Below are 21,820 nucleotides of genomic sequence, written 5' to 3'. Positions count from 1 at the left end.
GCCATGGCCAACCAATCGCTCCCGAGAGATTCCGCAATGTCCTTCCCGCAAACCTCGCCACGCCTTCAGGGCGCGCATCTGCAGGCCGGATACGACACCCGGCGGGTGCTGGATGATGTCAGCCTCGATGTCGAGGCTGGACGCCTGACCATGCTGCTGGGCCCCAACGGCAGTGGCAAGTCGACCCTGCTGAAGACCCTTGCCCGAACCCTGAGGCCGACGGGCGGACGTGTCGTCCTGGATGGGCAGGACATCCAGCGTCGGCCGACCCGTGCAGTGGCACGGCGCCTCGGCATCCTGCCCCAGGGGCCGGATGCGCCGGAAGGCCTGACCGTGCGGCAGCTGGTCGCCATGGGCCGCTTTCCCCACCAGCATTTCCTCAAGCCCCAAGCCCGCGAGGATGCGCTTGCCATCGACGAGGCAATGGCACTGGCGGACGTGGACCAGTTCGCGGCACGCCCCGTGGAATCCCTGTCCGGCGGGCAACGCCAACGCTGCTGGATCGCCATGGTGCTGGCTCAGCAGACCGAGCTCATTCTGCTCGACGAGCCCACCACCTTTCTCGACCTCAAGGTCCAGGTGGATCTGCTCGACCTGCTCGCCGAACTCGCTCACGTACATGGCCGCACCCTGCTGGTGGTGATGCATGACCTCAATCTGGCAGCGGCCTATGCCGATACCCTGGTGATGATGCGCGACGGGCGGATTCACTACCAGGGCACCCCCGAAGAGGTCTTTACGGCCGACACCCTGAAGGCGGTCTTCGACCTGGAGGCCAGGGTCATGAGCGTTCCCGGGGCCGCTCATCCGGTATGCATCCCCGCCACGGGGCGCGAACATGCCGGCACGCTGGGGGAGGTCGCGCCATGAACCGACGTTTCTGCGCCGAGGAAAGCCGGGCCATCGACGACCCGCTGGTGGGTAGCGGTACCCATCCCGCACGCAACCTGTTGCTCAGTTGGCCGCGTCCCAAATGGCAGCGCAACCTGCGCCACGCCAGCGATATGCCCGCTCCCCTCCTGGAGGCCCTGCATGCCTTGCCCGACGAAGGACGACGCGTCAATCTGATCCACCGACGCGAGCAGTCCGCACGGCTGCACCGCGTCTTCCTGATGCCCGAGCGCCAGGCATTCGACATCCCCCGCGAAGCACTCGGCGACTTCATCGCGGCACTGCGGCGCGGCGATGACCTGGCCGCCTGGCAGCCGGCAACGGTAGAGCGCTCACTGCTGCTGTGCTGCACCCACGGCAAGAAGGACAAGTGTTGCGCCAGATTCGGCTTTAGCACCTACAAGGCCCTGGCGGAGGCGGTACGCCAGCACGATCTGCCCTTCGAGGTCTGGGAGAGCACCCATCTGGGCGGCTGCCGGCTGGCAGCCAGCGCCCTGCTGCTGCCGCAACTGCGCAAGTATGGGCGCATCGGCGATGACGACATCCTGCCGTTGCTGGCAAGCGAGGCGCGCGACCGCCCCTACCTGCCCTGCTATCGCGGCGACGCCCGGCTCACGCCGCAACACCAGTGCGCCCAGGTCGCCGCCCTGGAATGGTTGGCGGCGCGAGGCCTGGAGGCAGACGTCAGGATCGAGGATGGCGGCGCGGCGAACGACGAGACGGACCACGACCTTGTGGTCGAATGGCACACCGAGCGTCAGGCGGGAAAGCTGACCATTCGCTGTCAGGCGCAGGAACTGCTGCGTTACGACACCTGTGCCGACCTGCCGAACGGCCCTTCACCGAGCCGGGTATGGCGCGCCACCGAGGTCCGCGAGGCCGCAACGCCCCCGGCTTGAGCGGGGCTCAGGTCGCCGTCGTCGTCAGCGACCCCGTGCCATTGCGCGTCGGTTCGAGAATTTCCCGAGCCATGTCGCGGCCGGCCTCGGTGAGCACCAGGCTCTGGCCGCGGCATTCCACCAGGCCCTGCTCGCGGCTGCGCGCGACGACCCGGTTGGCCTTGGCGTTGTCCCACAGCAGGTGTTCGCGCAGCGCCTGGGTGACGTTTTCCGCCCACTGTTCCGGGCCGTCCTCGTGGTTGTAGAGGTGCACCGCCAGGGTGCGGATCTCGTTGACGCGTCGCTGTCCGCGACGCCGCAGTACCTGGGCGACCATGCCGTAGCGCGGCCCGAGCAGGAAGGCCAGCAGCAGGAAAACCCCGGTCATCACCGCCATCATGCCGCCGATCGAGACATTCCAGAACACCGCCAGCCAGTAGCCCGAGATGCTGGAGGCGATGGACACCAGCGAGCCATGGATGAACATCATCCACAGGCGGTCGGTGAGCAGATAGCCCGTGGCCGGCGGCACGATGACGAAGGCGACGAACAGCACCGCCCCCACGGCATCGAAGGCCGCCACCGCGGTGCCGCTGGTCAGCAGCAGGAGCACATAGAACAGCAGGCCCGGTGCCATCCCCAGGGCCTTGGCCAGCGCCTCGTCGAAGGTGGCGATCTTGAGCTCCTTGTAGAAGAGCGTCACGAAGGCGCCATTGATCAGCGTCATCGCGCCCATCCACACCAGCGCCTGGGGGACGCGATAGTCGCCGAGGGTCAGGGTATCCAGCCACACGAAGCCGATCTCGCCGAGCAGCACCGTGTGGGTGTCGATATGCACATCCCGGGCATAGAGGTTGATCAGCAGCACCCCGGCGGAGAACAGCACCGGAAACACCAGGCCGATGGCGGCATCCTTCTTGACCCGCCGGGTGCTGACCAGCAGTTCGGTGAGAAAGACCGTCAGCAAGCCCGTGAGGGCCGCGCCGATGATCTGCACGGGGCCACTCTGCTGATGGGTGATCAGCCAGACGATGACGATGCCGAAGACGATGGAGTGGCCGATGGCGTCGGACAGCATGCTGACGCCGCGCAGCACCAGGAAGGTGCCCACCAGGGTCGAGGCGATGCCGACCAGGGCCCCGACCAGCATGATCATCAGGGCGGCATTGTCGAACAGTGCAGCCTGCATCAGCTTTCCCCCCTGCCCAGCGAGTCGAGGATGCGCTCGGCTTCGTCCCGCCCGCGCGGCGTCAGCACCCAGTGCTTGGCACCGCGCGGCTCCTCCGGCGGAGCCGAACGCCATTCGACCAGGCCGCGCTTCAGCAACTGGCGCAAGGCCGCCCGCGTGCGATGGCCATGATAGGTATCCAGCATGCCCTGTTCGGAGCGGAAGGTCGGGTCATCATGATGCAGGGCGAGCCGGTAGAGGGTGGTCAGCACCTGTTGATAGCGCAGCCGACGACGCCCCTGCCAGAGGCGAATGCCCTCCCAGACGAAGCCACGCCCGGGCGCCAGCAGCAACGACACCAGCACCACGCTGGAGACACTCAGGATGATCAGCGGGCCCGTGGCCAGGCCACGCGACAGCGCACTCAGCAAGGCGCCGAACACGCCCCCGGCGACGCCGATGACGGCGGCCAGGATCACCATGCTTTCCAGCCGGTGGCTCCACTGGCGTGCCGCCACTGCCGGGGCGATGATCATCGCTGCCATCAGCACCACGCCGACCATCTGCAACCCGACCACCACCGCCAGGGCAATCATCACCGTGAGCAGGACTTCGAGCCACATCACCGGCATGCCCAGCGAAGCGGCGAACTGCGGGTCGAAGGAGACCAGCTTGAACTCCTTCCAGAACGCACCCACCAGCGCCAGCGCCACCAGGGTGACGCCGCCCATGATCCACAGGTCGCTGCGCAGGGTCGCCGCCGCCTGCCCGAAGAGAAAGGCATCCAGTCCGCCCTGGGCGGCATTGTTCTGGTTCTGGATGTGCGTCAGCAGCACCACGCCCAGGGCGAAGGAGGTACTCAGGGCGATGCCCAGGGCCGCGTCGGTCTTGAGGCGACTGTTGCGCGTCAACATCAGCATGACCAGCGCCGCCAGCGCCCCGGTGGTCAGTGCGCCCAGCAGCAGGAAGCTCATCTCGCGCGCACCGGCGATGATAAAGCCGATGCACACCCCGGGCAGCGCGGCATGCGACATGGTATCGCCGAGCAGGCTCTGCTTGCGCAATACCGCAAAGCTGCCCAGCACGCCGCTGATCAGGCCCAGCAAGGCGGCGCCGATGACAACATTCTGGATGGTGTGGTCGGTTATCAGTTCGAGCGGCGACATCACGCCCCCGCCGTCTTGTCATCGGTGGTGCCGGGCTGCATCAGGGCCGTTTCATCGAGCAGGGCGATCTGGCCGCCGTAGGCGCTGCGCAGGTTGTCGGCGGTATACACGTCCTCGACGCGGCCCTGGGCGATGACGCGCACATTGAGGATCATCAACCAGTCGAAATAGCTGCGCACCGTCTGCAGGTCATGGTGGACGACGATCACCGTCTTGCCGTCATCCCGCAGGCGCCGCAGGATGTCCACGATGGCGCGCTCGGTGGTGGCATCGACACCGGCCATGGGCTCGTCGAGAAAGTAGACATCGGCCTTCTGCACCAGGGCCCGGGCCAGGAAGACACGCTGCTGCTGCCCCCCGGAGAGCTGGCTGATCTGACGATCGGCGAAGGCCTGCATGCCGACCATTTCCAGGGCCTGCATGGCCTCGCGCCGCTCGCCACGCCCCGGGCGCCTGATCCAGCCGAGCCGACCATAGAGGCCCATGGTCACCACATCCAGGGCAGTGGTCGGAAAATCCCAGTCGACGCTGGAGCGCTGGGGCACATAGCCGACCCGCCGCCGATGCCGCCGATAGGTCCGGCCGAACAGGGTCACATGACCGGCGACCGTCGGCACCAGGCCGAGCACGCTCTTGATCAGGGTACTCTTGCCGGCGCCATTGGGGCCGACGATCGCTGCCATCACGCCGGGCGGCACGTCGAAGTCGATGTCCCAGAGCACCGGCTTGCTGTGGTAGCTGACGGTCAGGTCCTCGACGTGCAGGGCAAGATCCGGTTCATGGAGCGGCGTGGTCATGATCGAGGCGGCCTCTCGGTTGAGTCGTGGGAATGACGCATGGCGGTGAAGCTCCGGGCGGGCATCAGGAGGAAGGAATCTCCCAGCGTGCCGCCCAGTCATCCAGGACCCGGGGCAGTGCCGGCGCCTTGCCGCCCAGCGACTCGACGATATGCTGTGTATTGCGGTACAGCATGCCGATATAGGTGCCGTCGGCGGTGCCCGTCTCGCCCATGGCATCCGAGTAGAGCTGGCTGCCGATCGACACCTCGTGCCCCTTTTGCCGGGCCGCTTCGATCACCGCCTGCACGGTACGCGGACTGATGGTGCTCTCGACGAAGACCGCCGGCACCCCGCGCTCGACCACCACCTCGGCCATCTTGCGGATGTCGGCCACGCCGGTCTCGGTCGAGGTGCTGAGACCCTGGATGCCGGCCACCTCGATGCCATAGGCGCGGCCATAATAATTGAAGGCATCATGGGCGGTCACCAGGATACGCTGCTGCTCGGGAATGCTGGCGATACTCTCCTGCACCCACTGATGCAAGCCCTCGAGCTGGGCGACATAGGCCTCGGCATTGTCCTGAAAGCGCGTCTCGCAGGCCGGGCGTTGCTGGCTGAGCGCGTCCGCCACGGTCGGCACGATACGCGACCAGAGGGAGACATCCATCCACAGGTGCGGGTCGAGGCCGTATTCATCCTGGGTGGTGATGAGCTCATCGACATCGGTCGAGGCGGGCGCCACGCCAATGGTCGGTCGGGTCTCGGCCAGGCGCTCCAGCACATCACCGAGCTGCCCCTCCAGCGAGTAACCCGAGTAGAAGATCATCTCGCCCGCCTGAAAGGTCGCAACGTCACGCGCACTGGCCTGATAGAGGTGCGGGTCGACACCGGGGCCCATGAGGGTGGTGACCGTGACGCACTCGCCCCCCACCTGCTGCACGATATCACCTACCATGCCGGTGGTGGCCACGGCATTGATCGGTTCCGGCGACGCCTCCTGTGCCTGGGCGGGGGCCGCCAGGCATGCCGCTGCCATCAGGGTCGCCCCTGCCATCCATCGTGCTGTCATCCTGTCCTCCGAGCGTATCGCGCCAGCTGAAGCGTGCATGTATAGCATTCGCCCTCTCCCCGAGTAAAAGCGCCATCTTCCATCAAGGTGATAAACCCGGTCGATGACAGCACTGCATGCTCCGTCGGGAACTCATGACCTTTTTCGGGGCCCAAGGCATTGCCGATATCAACCATGATATCAAGGATCAAGGAGAGACCCGCATGACACGACCCAATACGCTATCCCCTGCCCTGCGCCCGGCTCTGCTGGGTGCCGGCCTGCTGTTCACGGCGACGCTCTCGGCCACGGCCATGGCAGCGCCGCAGGGGCTGTACTCCACCGACGAGCTGCTGGATGCCGACGTCTACGCCAAGTCGGACGACAGCCGGTCCATCGGCGAGGTCGAGGACGTGCTGCTGAATGACGAGATGCGCATCCATGCCCTGGTGGTCGATACCGGCAACCTGCTCGACATGGGCGAGAAGCAATACGTGGTCGGCGTCGATGACTTCACCGTCGAGACGCGCAACGGCGACAATCTGGACGCCATCCAGTACCGCGTCCATCTCGACATGGACGCCGAGGCCGTCAGCCAGCAGCCGGAATACACCGACAACTGGTGGAGCAACGCCCGCGAGAACCTCCAGCAGGCGTGGCAGGATACCAAACAAGGCGCCAGCAGCGCCTGGGAAACCACGCAATCCACGGCCAGCAGCCTGCTCGACAAGGCCGGTGGAGCCCTGGAATCGTTCGGCGAGCAGACCCAGGAGGCCGCCGGTGATGCCGCGGATGCCACCGGAGAAGCCGCCGACTCGGCCAGCGAGTCCACGCAACAGGCGGCCGATGCCAGCGGTGAGGCGGCCGAGTCGGCCGGCGACGTCACTCAGGACAGCGCGGAAGACGCCACTCAGTAACCCCGCCACCTTTACCACTTCTACCACTTCGAGCTGACGGCATTCCGGGCCCGGCCATGACTGGCCGGGCCCGTTCATTGCCGCCGGCCGCCCGGTCAGCGGCGGATGCGACGCATCCCGGTGAGTATCGGCGCGCCGCTGTCGGGATCATGCAGCAGGTTGCAGTCCACGCCATACAGCTCGCGCACCAGATCGCGTGTCACCACCTCGCCGGGCGGCCCCGTGGCGATGATGCGGCCGTCACGCATGGCCACCAGATGGTCGGCGTAGCGGCAGGCAATCGGCAGGTCGTGAAGCACCATGGCCAGGGTCCGGCCCTGCTCGGCCAGTTCGCGGACCAGCTCGAAGACCTCCAGCTGGTGCCCCAGATCGAGCGCCGAGGTGGGTTCGTCGAGCAGCAGCAGTGAGGTCTGCTGGGCGATGATCATGGCGATCCAGGCGCGCTGCCGCTGACCGCCGGACAGCGACTCCAGGGGTCGCTCGGCCAGTGCATGCAGATCCGCGGCCGCCAGGGCCTCATCGACGATACGCCGATCCTCCGCCGACCATTGCTGCAGCCAGCTCTGGTGAGGCTGACGGCCGAAGCCGATCAGTTCGGCGACGGTCAGCCCCTCCGGCGCCCTCGCTTCCTGGGGCAGGAGCGCCAGTCGCCGGGCCAGCTCGCGCGCCGGCAACCGCACGATCGCGCTGCCATCGAGCAGCACCTGCCCGCCCTGCGGCGCATGCAGCCGCGCCAGTCCGGCCAGCAGGGTCGACTTGCCGCAACCATTGGGGCCGACGATGGCCGTGACCCGCCCGGCCGGCAGTTGCAGGTTCAGGTCGACCACCACCGGCTTGCGGTCGTGGGCCAGGGTCAGGTCCCGGGCTTCGAGACAGGAAGCAACGCCATTCATCTCAGGCAACTCCATGACGGCGTGGGCGAATCAGGATCCACAACAACCAGGGACCGCCCACGACGGCGGTGACAATACCCACTGGAATCTCCAGTGGTGCGAGCATCAGGCGCCCGGCCAGATCGGCGAGCACCATGATCAGGGCACCGGCCAGCGCCGAGGCCAGCACCGGCACCCGGCGTGGCGAGGCGAGATGGCGCGCCAGCTCCGGGCCGACGAGGCCGACCATGCCCACCGGCCCGGCCACGGCCACCGCGAGCGCCGTCAACACCACCGAGGTGCTCAGCACCTGCACTCGCCTGAGCCCCAGCCGCGTGCCCAGGCTGCGCGCCACGGACTCGGAAAACCCCATCAGGCGCAGCGAACGGCTCAGGGCCAGCGCGACCGGCACCCCCAGTGCCAGGCCCACAACCAGCAGCCTGACGGCGCCCTCGGGCCGCGCGCTCAACGACCCCACCGTCCAGGGATAGGCGGCGTTGGCGACATCGATGGCCACGCGCGCCAGCAGCAGATTGGTGATGGCACCGAAGACCGCCCCCACGCCGATGCCGGCGACGATGAAACGATAGCCTTGGGTGCCGCCGCCCAATGCCAGGCCGAAGGTCAGCACGGTGGCGGTAGTCGCCCCGGCCAGCGCCATGGCCGGCGGCGCCATGCCCACGCCGAGCCCCACCACCGAGGCCACGGCGAAGGCCGTGGCGCCATTGTCGATGCCGATGATCCCCGGTGTGGCCAGTCGATTGGCCGCCAGGGTCTGCATCAGGCAGCCCGCCAGGGCAAAGGCGGCACCGGTCGCCAGGGCGGCGCCCAGTCGAGGCAGGCGCAGCGCGGCCACCAGAAAGTTGGCCAGGCCTTCGCCCTGCCCCTGCAGGACGGCCAGCACCGCCAGGGGCGACAGATGGCGTTCCCCCAGACACAGATACGTCAGGCTGGCCACCAGCAGGGCGGCCAGCAGCAACACATTGGCCGCCAGGGTGCGCCGGTCGAGCAGAACGCTGACATGGCCCCGGGCCAGGCGATGGGTGCCGGCCGGGGCCGGCACCGGGGCAACGGAGGCCGCCCGATGGCGCGGCGAGGACGAGGACAGGACCGACAGACTCATGGGGTTCCTATAACGTCGGCAGGCGACGACGCCTGACCACGGCCACCAGCACCGGCGCGCCACACAGTGCCGTCAACACGCCCAGCGGCAATTCCGACGGCGCCACCACCAGACGCGAGATGATATCGGCGCTCAATATCATCAGCGGGCCGATCAGCAAGCACAACCACAGGCTGCGGCGTATGTCCGGCCCGGCCAGCGCCCGCGCGGCGAACGGCACCACCAGCCCGACGAAGGCAATGGGACCGGCAATGGCCGTGGCGCCGCCGACCAGCAGGGCGACGACCAGGATCGCCAGCAACCGCACGCGCCCGGGGTGATGGCCGAGCCCGGCGGCCATGCGCTCGCCGAGTGCCAGCGCCGCCATGGGGCGCGCAATCAGCAGGGTGATGGCGGTGGCCAGCATGAAGCTCGGCAGCACGGCCAGCAGGTCGTCGATACCCCGCCCCGACAGGCTGCCGACCACCCAGAAACGGATCTCGTCGGCGGCGCGCTGGTCGAACAGCAGCAACAGGGTCGTGAGTGCCGAGAGCAACCCGGAAAAGGCGGCCCCGGCCAGCACCAGGCGCACCGGGTCCTGCCCCAGGCCGCGCACGCGCGCCACGCCAAGTACGCACAGGCATCCCAGCAGGGCACCCAGCTGGGCGACCCCAATGCGCAGCGTCGCCGCCGAGGCGCCCAGCAACAGGGCGACAGCCACGGCGAAGGCGCTGCCGGCGCTGACACCCAGCAGCCCCGGCTCGGCCAGCGGATTGCGCGAGAGGGTCTGCAGCAGGGCCCCGGCGACCCCGAGTGCCATGCCCACGGCCAGCCCGACCAGGGTCCGCGAGCCACGCAGGGTGGTGACCACGAAGCGCGCCTCCGCATCGCCCTGCCCCAGCACGACCGCCAGGGCACGCCCGGGACCGACGTCGCCGGCACCCCACAGCAGGCTGGCGAAACAGGTCAACAGCAGCAAGCCGGCCAGGGCAAGGGCCTGGCCGGCCAGGGGTCGTGGCATGGCGCCGGTGATCATTCGCTGTCGGGCAACAGGGCGGCCTCGATATCATCCAGCACGGCCCGAGCCGCCAGCGGCCCGGACGCGCTGGTCCACAGCTGGCCGTTCACGGCAAACACCCGGTCACGCTCGACGACATCGAGGCGGGCAAAGGCCGGTGACTGCCGGGCGGTATCCAGGGCTTGTCGCCCCTCGTCGTTGAGGGTGGCCAGGAACAGCAGATCCTGGTCGACCTGCTCGAGATTCTCGAGACTCAGCGGGTCACTGTGCGGGCGGCCGTCCTTGACCAGCCCCGAGTCGGTGACGTTCAGCCCCACCGCCTCGAGCATCCCGGTGGAAAACAGCTCGCTCGACATGACCAGCGGCCCCTGGGGCATCCAGCGCACCAGGCTGGCCGTGGTGTCGCTCGCTTGCAGTTCGGCCTCGAGCGCCTCGGCCCGCGTCTGGACATCCTCGAGGGCCGCCTCGACGGCCGCGGTGCGTCCCAGCGCCTTGCCGTACAGACGCGCCTGGGCCTTCCAGCCATCCGGCGAGAAGCCGTTGTTCTCCGGGACCACCGTGGGGGCCAGCCGCGAGATCAGCTGGTACTGCTCGTCGCTCAGATAGGGCGAGGCCAGGATCAGGTCAGGATCCTGGGTGGCGATGGCCTCGAGGTTGAACTCGCGACTGGTACCGACCATGGCGATGTCCGGCACCCGGTCACTCAGATACTCGGCCACGCCGTCGCCGCCCCGCGTGGCGACGGCCGCCAGCGGTGTCACCCCGGCCGCCAGGGCGGCATCCAGAGCGCCCTCGTAGAGGGTCACCACGCGCTCCGGCTGGCCCTCGATCTCGATCTCGCCATGGGCCGTCTCCAGGCTTCGCGCCTGGGCCGAGGCGGGCGCCATGGCCAGCGCGGCAACGCTCAGGCCCAGCGTCAGGCCGGCCAGCAGGCGTCCCTGGCGGGGCGCGGTGAATGGCAGTAATGACATGGTTAACTCCTTGGAGGGTGGAAGCATAAATGCGTCTTGAAGGCGCTGGCATGCCGGATTCCTGCAAGGCGCCATTGCGACGGACCGGCATGCCCCGCCCTGCTTCAGAAATCGACGCTCAGACCGAGCCAGGCGCGGCGACCGTCTTCCACATAGCCGTACTCTTCGGCGGTGACGGACTCGTCGAAGAGGTTGTAGATGCCGAAATTGAGGGTGGCGTTTTCCGTCATGTCGTAGCCGATGCCGGTGTCGACGAAGGTGTAGGACGGTGCCACCAGGGTCCCGCGCGAGGGGCCGGTCGTCGGCTGGGTTTCTTCACCGCGATAGGTCAGACGCGTCCACTGGCTCAGCCGGTCGCTGGCCTGCCAGTCCAGGGTGGCCGAGACCTCGTGCTCAGGCAGCTGCGTCAAGGGTTCGCCCGCGTATTCGCCACTCTTCTGCTCGGAATCGGTGTAGGTATAGCTGGCCGTCAGCTCCAGGCTGTCGGCGAGCGGCGCCGACAGCGACAGCTCGGCGCCACGCGTTACCGCCTCGTCGATGTTCTCGCGGGTATTGGTGTTGAGGTCGCCGTTCTCGTCGCGATCGTATTGCGTCACGGGCGGGCAGCGCACCTCGGAGCGGCACGGCAGTCGGGTGATCTTGTCCTGGAAGTCGTTGTGGAACAGGGTGATACCGCCGCTCAGGCCACTTTCCCCGCTGTACAGCAACGCCAGTTCCTTGTTGAGCGAGGTTTCCGGTTCGAGGTCCGGATTGCCGTAGGTCGTGCCGCCACGGCTGATGGCGCCCCAGTCGGCGGTGATATCGCGCAGGCTGGGCGAGCGGAAACCGGTCGAGACACCGCCCTTCAGGGTCCAGCTCGGGGTCATGTTCCAGACGCTGTACAGCCGTGGACTCAGGTGGCTGCCGTAATTCTCGTCGTCATCCAGGCGCAACCCGCCGGTCAGCGACCAGTCGCGGGTCACCATCCACTCGTCCTCGGCGAAGAGTGCCCACTGGGAGCTCTCGATCTGTGAGCGATCCGAGATCTGGTTGGAGGTCGCGTCTTCCAGCTCCTCCTTCTCGTAATTGGCTCCGAGGGTCAGGATATGCGCCCCCAGGGGCATCACCAGCGAGGTCTTGGCGGTGGTATTGGCGATTTCCATGTCACGGCTCTCGTTCTCCGTGACCTCGCGCTGCACCTGGGTATCGGTGGTGCCGATGCCCCAGCGACCTTCGTGCGACACCGCCACATGCTCCCGGGTGTGCTCGCTGTAGGTATCCTCGCAACCGCCGCGACACCCGTCGCTGGCTACACTGCGCCCGACATGCCCTTCGCGGGTCTGCTCGGTGGCACCGGCTTCCACGGCCAGGTCGTGGTCGGCATTGGGCGTAAACGTCAGACGGCCGGTCAGGCTGCGCAGCGTCTTGTCCTCGTAGCCGTTGACGATGTCGTCCTCTTCCCGCGTCTTGGCACGGCCATAGACCTGAAGCCCGACCAGGTCCTTGACCAGGGGGCCGTTGAGGTAAAAGTTACCCTGGTAGCTGTCACCGGACTGGCTGTCCTGCTGCACGATGCTGTCGAGCTGGACACTGCCGCTCCAGTCCTGCGCGACCTTGCGGGTGATCACGTTGATCACCCCGCCGATGGCATCCGAGCCATACAGGGTCGACATCGGGCCGCGTACCACCTCGATACGCTCGATGGCCTGCAACGGCGGCAGCCAGTCCTGCTCGAACCCGGCGCTGCCGTTGGGACGCGACTCGCGCGAGCTCACCAGCTGACCATCGACCAGGATCAGGGTGTATGAGGCCGGCATGCCGCGCATGCTGATGTCATGACCGTTGTCACCACTGCCGCCGCCGGTGATGATGACCCCCGGCACATCACGCAAGGCATCCGTGACATTGCTGTAATGGCGCTTTTCCAGCTCTTCACGCGGCAGCACGCTGATGGATGCCGGCGCATTCTTGACCTGCTGCTCATGGCCGGCGGCCGTGACCACGACATCATCGAGTTGCTGCTCCTGTGCCTCCTGAGCCATGGCGCCGGAGGCGCTAAAGGCCGACACGGCGGTGACGAGCAGGGTGCGGGCGAAGGGATGGGGCATGCTCTTTGTCTCCTGATGATCCTGACTCGAAGGGCAAAGGAAACACTGCTTAAATGCCTGCGCATGCAAATCGATGCGTTGCCCGGTGCTCGAAAGCTCGCCTAACGACTTGTTATGTCTCGCTTTCTGCGCTCCGTGCGCCTTTCGCTTCACTATGCTCGGCAATTTATTCAGCGTTTCTCAATCTGTAATGCGAATTTTTATCGTTTAGATTGTTTCAAATTCGTTCGCCCCTGTCGTCATACATCCCGTTGCATGATTCGCAACAGCGAAGGATAATGATTTTCATCATCGGCCGTCAGCGTATGACACGGCCTCATCTCCCGGATTCGAGAATTCCCCGATGTCTGACCTCGACGAGTTGCGTGCCTTTGCCGACGTCATGGCCTCCGGCAGCCTGACCACCAGTGCCCGCCGGCTCGGCACCTCAAAGTCCACGCTCAGTCGGCGGCTGCATCAACTGGAAGAGCAGCTGGGCCAGCCCCTGATGCGCCGCCAGTCCAACCGCCTGCTGCCCACCGAGGCCGGCCGCGTCTTTCACGACTACTGCCTGCGGATTCTCGCCCTGGCGGATCAGGGGCATCAGGCGCTCGAGGAGCTACGCGAGGACATCAGCGGCGAGCTGACCCTGGAGGTCCACGACGCCCTGGGACGCGGCTGGGTGGCCAACGCCATCGAAACCTTCATGCAGCGCTACCCCGGGGTAAGGGTCAACCTGATGGTTCGCGAGCGCCTGCCCGAGGTCATCTCCCCGCAGACGGTGGTGATCTGGTTCGGTGAAACGGGGGATGTGGGACTGCGTCAGGAGACGCTGGCACTGCTGTCCTGCGGCCTGTACGCACATCCCGACTATCTGGCCCAACACGGCCATCCCGAGCATCCCCGCGAGCTGGAGCGTTACGACTGGGTCGATCTGCTCGGCGAGGCCGAGCAGGGCCTGGTGCTGCGCCACCCATACCTGGGCCAGGTCGACATTCGTTCGCCGGGCTCGCGGCTGCGCGTCAACCGCCTCGTCCTGCAGTCCGATGCCATTGCCCGCGGTCAGGGACTGGGGGTGCTGCCCAACTGGATGGCCGAGCGCCGCAATGCCGCCCACCCGGGCCAGCTGGAACGCAGCCTGGCAAGCTGGCAGGTCTCGCCGACGCCGGTCAGCCTGCTCTATCCGCATGGCCATCAACCACGCAAGATCTCGGCCCTGCTCGACTTCCTGCGCAGTGCCCGCCCGGCCGAATGGCAGGAGGATGTGGCACGACAGGCCAGCTAGGAAACCCTGCCTCCCCCATGTTCAAGGCATCGAGCACCCGCTCGGATGCCGAGGGGCGCATGAATTGCTATCATGAGTCGCCTAACCAATGAGGCAAGAGACCATGGGCCTTCGTGAAATCGCCCTGGGCGGGATCCTGCTCTCGCCCATGCTGCTTTACGTGCTGATCGGGCTGGCCGGTGCGCTGGTGATACGCGCCGTGCTGCATCGCCTGGTGGGGGCTCGCCAGTTGTGGTTCGAGGCCTGGTTCGACACTGCCCTGTTCGTCATCTGCACGGCCGCCGCCGCATTGCCGGCCGCCACGGGACTCCTCTGATCATGATGCGCACCCTTATCCGCAGTCTCATCACCCTGGGCATCGTGGCCGTGGCCATCGCCGCCGGCCTGTGGCTCTGGCACTACTATCTGTTCACGCCCTGGACGCGAGATGGCCGGGTACGTGCCGAGGTGGTGACCATCGCCGCGGATGTCTCGGGACGTGTGGTGGCCCTGCCGATCGCCGACAATCAGCAGGTTGCCAAGGGCGAGACCCTGTTCCGCATCGACGACACGCGCTATCGGACCGCCCTGAAACAAGCGCAGGCAGTCGTCGAACAGCGCCAGGCCGAACTGGAACTGAGCCGGCATGAAGCGTCTCGCCGCAATCGCCTGAGTCGTCAGGCGATCAGTGCGGAGAGCCAGGAGACGGCCCGCATCAACAGCCAGGTCGCCACCGCCCGGCTCAAGCAGGCCCGTAGCAGTCTGGAGAGCGCCCGCACCGACCTCGAGCGCACCACGGTCGAGGCACCGGTCGCCGGCCAGGTGCTCAACCTCCAGCTCGCCGAAGGCAACCATGTCAACGCCGGCAATCCGGTCATGGCGCTGGTCAAGGCCGACTCCTTCTATGTCACCGGCTATTTCGAGGAAACCAAGACGCCTTCCATCCAGACCGGAGATCCGGCGCGGGTCATCCTGATGAGCGGCGATACCGAGCTGCGCGGTCATGTGGCAAGCATCGGCGGCGGCATAGCCGACCGCAACGCCTCGACCAACGAACAGTTGCTGCCTCAGGTGGAACCGACCTTCAGCTGGGTGCGCCTGGCCCAGCGCATTCCGGTGCGCATCGCACTCGATGAGGTTCCCGAGGGCATCACCCTGAGCGCCGGCATGACGGCCACGGTGCGCATCACCGACGACGCGGAGTAAGGTCGATGTCACCCTGGCTGCAAGCCTATCTGACCCCCGGCAGTCAGGCCGTGAAGTTTGCCGTCAAGGCGACCCTGGCCATGCTGCTGGCGCTTTATGTGGCCTTGTGGTGTGACCTGGAACGGCCCTACTGGGCATTGATCTCGGCGGCCTTCCTGCAGATCCGTCCGATGAGCGGCATGGTCGTCGAAAAGGGCTTGAGCCAGATCGCCGGCACCCTGGTCGGCTGCGCCGCCGGCATGCTCATCATGGGGCTCTTCGTTCAGGCGCCGATCCCGGCGCTGGCGGTGCTGACGCTATGGATCATGCTGTGCACCTACGGCAGCTCCCTGCTGCGCAACAATGGCTCCTACGGCTGCATCATGGGTGCCGTCACCGCCATGTTGATCGTGGTGATCGGCGCTCAACAGCCGGATGGCCTCTTCGGCATCGCCGTGGCCCGCCTCTCCGAGCTGGCGCTGGGGGCCATCTGTGCCACCCTGGTCAGTTCCCTGCTGTGGCCGATCAAGGTGCGCGACCATCTGGGGCAACAGGCCGATGAGGTGGTCAACCAGGCCTTTCATCACGCCAGCCTGCGCCTCGCCGACACCAGCGACGTGGAAACGCTGCAGTCCACCCTGACGGCCAGCCTGGAGCCCCTGACCCAGCTCGAGACCGATAGCCAGGCGGCTCGCTATGAAGGCCCCGAAGGACCGGGCCGCATTCGCGCCAGCCATGTGCTGACACGCCACAGCCTGCGCCTGATGGCCAGCCTGCATGCCCTTCAGCAGCTACTCCACCACCACGGCGAGCGCCTCGATCCCGCCATTCACCGGCTGGCCGACGAGATCGCCGACGGCTTTCGCCTCGCCGCCGAATCCAGTGGTGTCGACCAGGCTCAGGAACGCCTGCAGGAACTCCGCCGGCGGGTTCTCGACTGCCCCGACCAGGAAGCATCGCCGCTGCAGCTGCGTGTGCTCATCGGCCTGCGCGAGACCCTGGGCCACGCGCTGATCATGCTCGATGCCCGGGACAGCCTGTCACTGCCCGCCGGCAAACGCTTGCGCGGCGCGGCCCTCGCCTGGCATCGCGATCATCTGGCGGCCGGCTTGAATGCCCTGCGTGCCGGCCTGATCTTCGCCACTCTGGCCAGCCTGTGGATCGCCACGACCTGGGACAACGGCCAGGTGGCCATGCTGCTCGGCACCCTGTTCTCGGCCTTCTTTGCCAGCCGTGACAACCCGGTGATGATCTGCATGATGTTCGCCAAGGGCATGCTGGCCGCCATCCCCAGCGCCTTTGTGTTCGGGCATGTGTTGCTGGCCCAGGCCAATGGCTTCGTGATGCTCGCCATGATCTTCTTGCCGCCGCTGTTTCTGGGCCTGCTGGGTGCCGCCAACCCACGCCTGATGGGCTACTGCCTGGCCTTCACCATCGGCAACATCCTGCTGACCATGCCCGGCAATGGCATGGATTTCTCTTTCGACAGTTTCATCAACCGCGCCATCGCCGTCATGGTGGGCCTGGCCACCGTGGTCGGCGGTTTTCGACTGCTGCCCGGCTTCGCCTCGGGCCTGCGCAAGCGCCGCCTGGTCAAGGCCATTGCCCATGACCTGCAACGACTGCCGCAGCGTCCGATTCATGAAGCGGAAACGCGCTTCATCGGCAGCATGGCCGACCGCCTGCTGCAACTGGCACGGCACGACGACGTGCTGCCGGAAGACCAGCGCCACCTGTTCAGCCTGGGACTCACCGGCCTGGATATCGGCTATGCCTGTCTCCAGCTCCGCCGACGCCTGGATGACCTGACGGACCCGGCCGTGCATCGCGCCCAACGCCATTTTTTCGCGGCGCTGGCCCGGGCCTACCAGGATAGCGCCAGCGGGCATGCCTCCAGCGAGGTGCGCCCCGCCGGTGAGGCCCTGATCGCGACACTGGCTCATCAGCCCTCACTGGACGAGCGCCACCGCGCCCTGCTGGCAGGTCTGGTGGAACGCCTCGACCTGTCGCTGCAGCGCCAGTCGGAGCGGGCCGGGGCGTCCCGGCTGGCGGCTGAGACTCGGACCGGGGCGGCCTGAGGCAGCCCTGTCGCGCGGGTCGCATCTCGCGTTCATCTTTATCTGGAGGACACCATGTACGCTCAACTCTTTGCCGTCATGGCACCGGTGCTCGCCGGTGCCGGCCTCGGCTTCACCTGGGTTCGGCTGGGCCATGACTACCCGGTGGCCTTCGTCACTCGGCTGGTCTTCAATATCGGCACCCCCGCTCTGGTACTCGCCTCCCTGGCCGGGGCCGAGATCGATGCCAGCAGTTTCGGTCGCACCATGCTGGCTGCCGCCCTGGTCATCATCTGCATGGCGGGCGCCGCCTTCCCGCTGGCGCGCCTGCTGGACAAGGACTGGCGGGTCATGCTGTCGCCGGCCATGTACCCCAACACCGGCAACATGGGCCTGCCGGTGGTGCTCTATGCCTTCGGCGAGGCCGGCTTTGCCTTCGGTATCACCGTCATGGTGACGGTGTCACTGTTCCAGTTCACCCTGGGCACCATGTTGGCCAGTCGCGGCAACCCCTTGAAATCCCTGGCCAAGACGCCGACGGTCTATGCCATCCTCATCGCCCTGGCGCTGTTGCTGACCGATACCGAGTTGCCGCTCTGGCTGGCCAACAGTGTCGACCTGATCTCCGGGCTGACCGTGCCCTTGATGCTGATCACCCTGGGCGTTTCGCTGGCCAGCATCCGGGTCAACAACCTGCGCTCGGGCATCGGGTTCAGCCTGCTGCGCATTCCGCTCGCGGCGTCGATCGCCTGGGGGATCGGCAGCCTGCTGGCCCTGCCGCCCATGGCGCTGAGCATTCTGGTGCTGCAGATGAGCATGCCGGTCGCCGTCTTCAACTACCTGTTTGCCCAGAAAGCCAGGCGCGAGCCCGAGTACGTGGCCAGCCTGGTGTTCTGCTCGACGCTGCTGTCGCTGATCTATCTGCCCATCATGCTGGCCATCCTCATGTAACCCGGCTGCCATACGGTCAACGCTTTGTCCCCCTATACTGGGCCAGTACCCGGCGCTTTTGTGGAGGACGCATGCGTGCATTGACGATCCGGTCGCTGACCGGCCTGCTGCTCTCGGTCGGCCTGAACGCCCAGGCCGACACCACCATCGAGACCCGGGCCTTGACGCTCTGCCTGACGCAGGTCGCCTCGGGTCTGGAGCAGCCCTGGAGCCTGGCTCCCCTGCCCGACGGTCGCTTTCTGGTCAGCGAACGTTCGGGACAGCTGAAACTGGTGAGCGCCGACGGCGACGCGACCCCCGTTTCCGGGGTGCCGGAGGTGTCGACACGCGGCCAGGGTGGCTTGCTGGATATCGCCCTGCACCCCGGGTTCGGCAGCGACGAGACTGACGCTGGCGCACATGACTGGGTCTACTTCACCTGGAGTCGGCCCGGCGACACCGGCAGCGCCACCAGCCTCTCCCGAGCCCGACTCGAGCAGGCGCGCCTGGTCGACCTGGAGCATCTCTTCACCCAGAACCGTTTCTCCGCGGCAGGCCGCCACTATGGCTCACGCCTGGCCTGGCTGGATGATGGCACCCTGCTGATGAGCATCGGCGATCGTGGCATGGACCCCGAACGCGCCCAGGACGGCAGCGATCACGCCGGCAGCTTCCTGCGCCTCACCGCCGAGGGCGAGCCTGCCGCGGACAACCCTTTCGTCGATGACGACAGCATCGCGGACGCGATCTTCACCCTGGGCAATCGCAATCCCCAGGGCCTGGTGGTAGCCGAGGACGGTACGGCCTGGTCAACGGAGCACGGTCCACGCACCGGCGATGAGTTCAACCGTCTGACCGCCGGCGAGAACTACGGCTGGCCCACCGTCAGCCTGGGCCGGGACTACGCCACCAATCAACCGATCGGCCTGGACAGCGCTCCAGGGATGCAGGATCCACTGCATGTCTTCGAGGGGCGCTTCGCGCCTTCCGGTCTGGCCCAGGTGACCTCCGCTGCCTTCGGGGCCTGGCAGGGCGATTTCCTGGCCGGTGGACTGAGCAGCGAGCGCCTGGTGCGGCTTACGCTCAAGGCCCGCGACGAGGTGGCGCGAGAAGTCGTCCTGGACGGGGAAATCGGTCGCATTCGGGACGTCCGACAGGCGGACGATGGGGCCATCTACTTGCTGAATGACAGTCCCACCGGTAGCCTTTTCCGTTTGTTGCCGCTGAATCCCGGGCAGCAAGCGACCGCTTCATGCGCCGCAACCGGACCCAAAACAAAAACTAACTAGCTGATAAAAAAGGGAATTATAAAAAGTAAAACAATATAACACTCAGGCACGAGAGCCATGCAGCGCCAACATCAGCCTCCTTTCATTCATCAGGCTTTCTCGTCTCTCGGGATCGAGGGAGAAAAGCCACCAAGGACACATCCATGAGTGACAACCGAAACGTCAAGATTCGGGTCCGTAACCTCAGCAAGGTCTTCGGCAATCAGCCAAAGAAAGGGCTCGAGCTACGCGACCAGGGCCTCAAGCGCCCGGAAATTCTCGACAAGAGCGGCCAGACCCTGGGGCTGTCCAACATCGATTTTGATGTTCACGAGGGTGAACTTCTGGTCATCATGGGCCTCTCCGGTTCGGGCAAGTCGACCCTCATCCGCTGCCTGAACCGCCTGATCGAGCCAACCGAGGGTGAAATCGTCATCGACGGCGAGAATATCCCCAGCCTCAAGGAGAAGGAGCTGCTGGAATGCCGGCGTCGCCACTTCTCCATGGTGTTCCAGAACTTCGCCCTCTTCCCCAACCGCACCGTGCGTCAGAACGCCGAATTCGGCCTCGAGGTGCGCGGTGTCGCGCCTGACGAGCGCCGTGATGCGGCGCAGAAGTCCCTCACCCAGGTCGGCCTGGAGGGTTGGGAGGATGCCTATCCCAATCAGCTGTCCGGGGGCATGCAGCAGCGTGTCGGCCTGGCTCGCGCTCTGGCCAACGATGCCACGGTGCTGCTGATGGACGAGGCCTTCTCGGCCCTCGACCCGCTCATCCGTGGCGACATGCAGCAGGAGCTGCTGGCGCTGCAGCATCGCATGCAGAAGACCACCGTCTTCATCACCCACGATCTCGACGAGGCACTGACCATCGGCGATCGCATCGTGCTGCTCAAGGATGGCGAGGTGGTGCAGATCGGCACCCCCGAGGAGATCCTGACCAAGCCGGCGGACGACTATGTACGGCGCTTCATCGAGGGGGTCGACAAGTCGCGGATCCTGACCGCCGAGAGTGCCATGCGCAGGGTGCGCTCCACGGCTCGCCACACGGATGGGCCACGCACGGCCCTGCGCAAGATGCGCGAACACAGCATCGACTCGATCTATATTCTCGACCAGGAGCGCCGCCTGATCGGCCTCGTCGATGCCGACAGCGCCAGCCAGGCCCATGAGCAGGGCAAGGACAAGGTGACGGATGTGATGACGCAGGACTTCCGCACCGTGAAGCGGGAAGAGCCCCTTCACAACCTCTTCGCCATGTTCCACGACAACCATTTCCCCATCGCCGTGGTGGACGATGACCAGGTGCTGCAGGGCGTTGTGGTCAAGGGCGCCGTCCTGGATGAACTCGCTCAGGCAGGAGAACAATAATGGCTATCGATATTCCACGTATCCCGCTAGGCGACTGGATCGAAGGCGGCCTGAACTGGCTGACCAGTGAGTATTCCGTGGTGACCCGCGGTATTTCGCGTGTCACCCAGACCGGGATCGACGGCCTCAACGATGCCCTGATGTGGCTCCCCGACTGGTCGCTGCTGGCCATCATCACGGCCCTCTGCTGGTGGGTGGCCAATACCCGGCTGGCCATCGGAGCCGCCATCGGCATGGCGCTGATCTGGAACCTGGGCCTCTGGGACCCGATGATCGAGACCCTGACGCTGGTCGTCATCGCGACCCTGGTCGCGGTGGTCATCGCCCTGCCGGTGGGCATCGCCGCGGCGCTGTCCGAGCGACTCTACCGCGCGATCATGCCGGTGCTGGACTTCATGCAGACCATGCCGGCCTTCGTCTACCTGATTCCGGCCATTCCGTTCTTCGGTATCGGCTCGGTCTCGGCGATCTTCGCCACGGTGATCTTCTCCATGCCGCCGGCCATTCGCTTCACGACCCTGGGCATTCGCCAGGTGCCGGTGGAGCTGATCGAAGCCGCCGATGCCTATGGCGCGACCCGTGGCCAGAAGCTGGTCAAGGTGCAGTTGCCGATGTCGTTGCCAACGGTCATGGCCGGCATCAACCAGACCATCATGCTGGCCCTCTCCATGGTCGTCATCGCCGCGATGATCGGCGCCGATGGCCTGGGCAGCGAAGTCTGGCGCGCCATCCAGCGCCTGCGTCCGGGCGACGGTTTCGAGGCCGGTATCGCAGTGGTGATCCTGGCGATGATCCTGGACCGCGTCACCCAGTCGCTGCGCAAGACCCGCAAATAACCGGGCCAGGCGTCTACCCGGCGTGGCTCAGCGTCGG

Annotated in this window: 20 protein-coding genes; 11 read left to right on the top strand and 9 right to left on the bottom strand. The window is 66.4% G+C overall.

Annotated features, from left to right (window positions below):
- The first annotated feature begins 36 nt into the window (after window positions 1-36).
- The gene (locus tag QWY79_RS11335; protein WP_290272774.1) at window positions 37-870 is read left to right on the top strand and encodes an ABC transporter ATP-binding protein; all 834 of its coding nucleotides are present in this window, start codon (window positions 37-39) and stop codon (window positions 868-870) included.
- Window positions 867-1,790 (top strand): ferredoxin family protein, encoded by a 924-nt coding sequence (locus QWY79_RS11330; RefSeq protein WP_290272772.1) that lies wholly within the window; start codon window positions 867-869, stop codon window positions 1,788-1,790. Before QWY79_RS11335 ends, QWY79_RS11330 begins: the two co-directional genes overlap by 4 nt.
- 7 nt (window positions 1,791-1,797) lie before the next feature.
- On the opposite strand, the gene QWY79_RS11325 is transcribed toward QWY79_RS11330, so the two are convergent.
- From QWY79_RS11325 to QWY79_RS11310, 4 genes are all read right to left on the bottom strand, one after another.
- On the bottom strand, window positions 1,798-2,958 hold the full coding sequence (locus QWY79_RS11325; RefSeq protein ID WP_290272770.1) for a metal ABC transporter permease: 1,161 nt from the start codon (window positions 2,956-2,958) through the stop codon (window positions 1,798-1,800).
- Window positions 2,958-4,103, bottom strand: a complete 1,146-nt coding sequence (locus QWY79_RS11320; protein WP_290272768.1) for a metal ABC transporter permease — start codon at window positions 4,101-4,103, stop codon at window positions 2,958-2,960. Before QWY79_RS11320 ends, QWY79_RS11325 begins: the two co-directional genes overlap by 1 nt.
- The gene (locus QWY79_RS11315; RefSeq protein WP_290272766.1) at window positions 4,103-4,900 is read right to left on the bottom strand and encodes a metal ABC transporter ATP-binding protein; all 798 of its coding nucleotides are present in this window, start codon (window positions 4,898-4,900) and stop codon (window positions 4,103-4,105) included. The genes QWY79_RS11320 and QWY79_RS11315 overlap by 1 nt, the downstream gene beginning before the upstream one ends.
- Before the next feature lie 64 nt (window positions 4,901-4,964).
- The gene (locus QWY79_RS11310) at window positions 4,965-5,951 is read right to left on the bottom strand and encodes a metal ABC transporter solute-binding protein, Zn/Mn family (protein ID WP_290272764.1); all 987 of its coding nucleotides are present in this window, start codon (window positions 5,949-5,951) and stop codon (window positions 4,965-4,967) included.
- Between the two features lie 203 nt (window positions 5,952-6,154).
- On the opposite strand from QWY79_RS11310, the gene QWY79_RS11305 reads away from it, so the two are divergent.
- Window positions 6,155-6,847: a PRC-barrel domain-containing protein gene (locus tag QWY79_RS11305; RefSeq protein WP_290272762.1), complete on the top strand. Its 693-nt coding sequence runs from the start codon at window positions 6,155-6,157 to the stop codon at window positions 6,845-6,847.
- Window positions 6,848-6,942: 95 nt separating this feature from the next.
- Here QWY79_RS11305 and QWY79_RS11300 read toward each other — a convergent pair whose 3' ends face one another.
- The 5 genes from QWY79_RS11300 to QWY79_RS11280 form a co-directional block, all read right to left on the bottom strand.
- On the bottom strand, window positions 6,943-7,740 hold the full coding sequence (locus QWY79_RS11300; RefSeq protein ID WP_290272760.1) for an ABC transporter ATP-binding protein: 798 nt from the start codon (window positions 7,738-7,740) through the stop codon (window positions 6,943-6,945).
- A 1-nt stretch (window position 7,741) separates the two neighbouring features.
- Complete coding sequence (locus QWY79_RS11295) at window positions 7,742-8,842, bottom strand: FecCD family ABC transporter permease (protein WP_290272758.1); 1,101 nt, start codon at window positions 8,840-8,842, stop codon at window positions 7,742-7,744.
- A 7-nt stretch (window positions 8,843-8,849) separates the two neighbouring features.
- Complete coding sequence (locus tag QWY79_RS11290) at window positions 8,850-9,842, bottom strand: FecCD family ABC transporter permease (RefSeq protein WP_290272757.1); 993 nt, start codon at window positions 9,840-9,842, stop codon at window positions 8,850-8,852.
- Between the two features lie 11 nt (window positions 9,843-9,853).
- On the bottom strand, window positions 9,854-10,810 hold the full coding sequence (locus QWY79_RS11285; protein WP_290272755.1) for an ABC transporter substrate-binding protein: 957 nt from the start codon (window positions 10,808-10,810) through the stop codon (window positions 9,854-9,856).
- A 104-nt stretch (window positions 10,811-10,914) separates the two neighbouring features.
- Window positions 10,915-12,897, bottom strand: coding sequence for a ligand-gated channel protein (locus QWY79_RS11280; protein WP_290272753.1), 1,983 nt, complete (start codon window positions 12,895-12,897; stop codon window positions 10,915-10,917).
- Between the two features lie 343 nt (window positions 12,898-13,240).
- Between QWY79_RS11280 and QWY79_RS11275 the strand changes: the two genes are divergently transcribed.
- The 8 genes from QWY79_RS11275 (at window position 13,241) to QWY79_RS11240 (ending at window position 21,783) form a co-directional block, all read left to right on the top strand.
- The gene (locus QWY79_RS11275) at window positions 13,241-14,161 is read left to right on the top strand and encodes a LysR family transcriptional regulator (RefSeq protein WP_290272751.1); all 921 of its coding nucleotides are present in this window, start codon (window positions 13,241-13,243) and stop codon (window positions 14,159-14,161) included.
- Between the two features lie 103 nt (window positions 14,162-14,264).
- Window positions 14,265-14,477, top strand: coding sequence for a DUF1656 domain-containing protein (locus tag QWY79_RS11270; RefSeq protein ID WP_290272749.1), 213 nt, complete (start codon window positions 14,265-14,267; stop codon window positions 14,475-14,477).
- Window positions 14,478-14,482: 5 nt separating this feature from the next.
- Entirely contained in the window at window positions 14,483-15,346 is an 864-nt protein-coding gene (locus QWY79_RS11265; protein ID WP_290273433.1) for an efflux RND transporter periplasmic adaptor subunit, read from the top strand.
- A gap of 5 nt (window positions 15,347-15,351) precedes the next feature.
- The gene (locus QWY79_RS11260; RefSeq protein WP_290272747.1) at window positions 15,352-17,403 is read left to right on the top strand and encodes an FUSC family protein; all 2,052 of its coding nucleotides are present in this window, start codon (window positions 15,352-15,354) and stop codon (window positions 17,401-17,403) included.
- Window positions 17,404-17,457: 54 nt separating this feature from the next.
- Window positions 17,458-18,333: an AEC family transporter gene (locus QWY79_RS11255; RefSeq protein ID WP_290272745.1), complete on the top strand. Its 876-nt coding sequence runs from the start codon at window positions 17,458-17,460 to the stop codon at window positions 18,331-18,333.
- Between the two features lie 71 nt (window positions 18,334-18,404).
- Window positions 18,405-19,601, top strand: coding sequence for a PQQ-dependent sugar dehydrogenase (locus tag QWY79_RS11250; RefSeq protein ID WP_290272743.1), 1,197 nt, complete (start codon window positions 18,405-18,407; stop codon window positions 19,599-19,601).
- Window positions 19,602-19,744: 143 nt separating this feature from the next.
- Window positions 19,745-20,947, top strand: a complete 1,203-nt coding sequence (locus QWY79_RS11245) for a quaternary amine ABC transporter ATP-binding protein (RefSeq protein WP_290272742.1) — start codon at window positions 19,745-19,747, stop codon at window positions 20,945-20,947.
- Window positions 20,948-20,952: 5 nt separating this feature from the next.
- The gene (locus QWY79_RS11240) at window positions 20,953-21,783 is read left to right on the top strand and encodes an ABC transporter permease (protein WP_290273430.1); all 831 of its coding nucleotides are present in this window, start codon (window positions 20,953-20,955) and stop codon (window positions 21,781-21,783) included.
- Window positions 21,784-21,820: the final 37 nt, after the last annotated feature.

This window comes from Halomonas sabkhae, assembly GCF_030409265.1.
Classification (GTDB): Bacteria; Pseudomonadota; Gammaproteobacteria; order Pseudomonadales; family Halomonadaceae; genus Halomonas; species Halomonas halmophila.
Note: the sequence above shows the minus strand (reverse complement) of the source record. Positions and strands in the feature narration are given on the sequence as shown.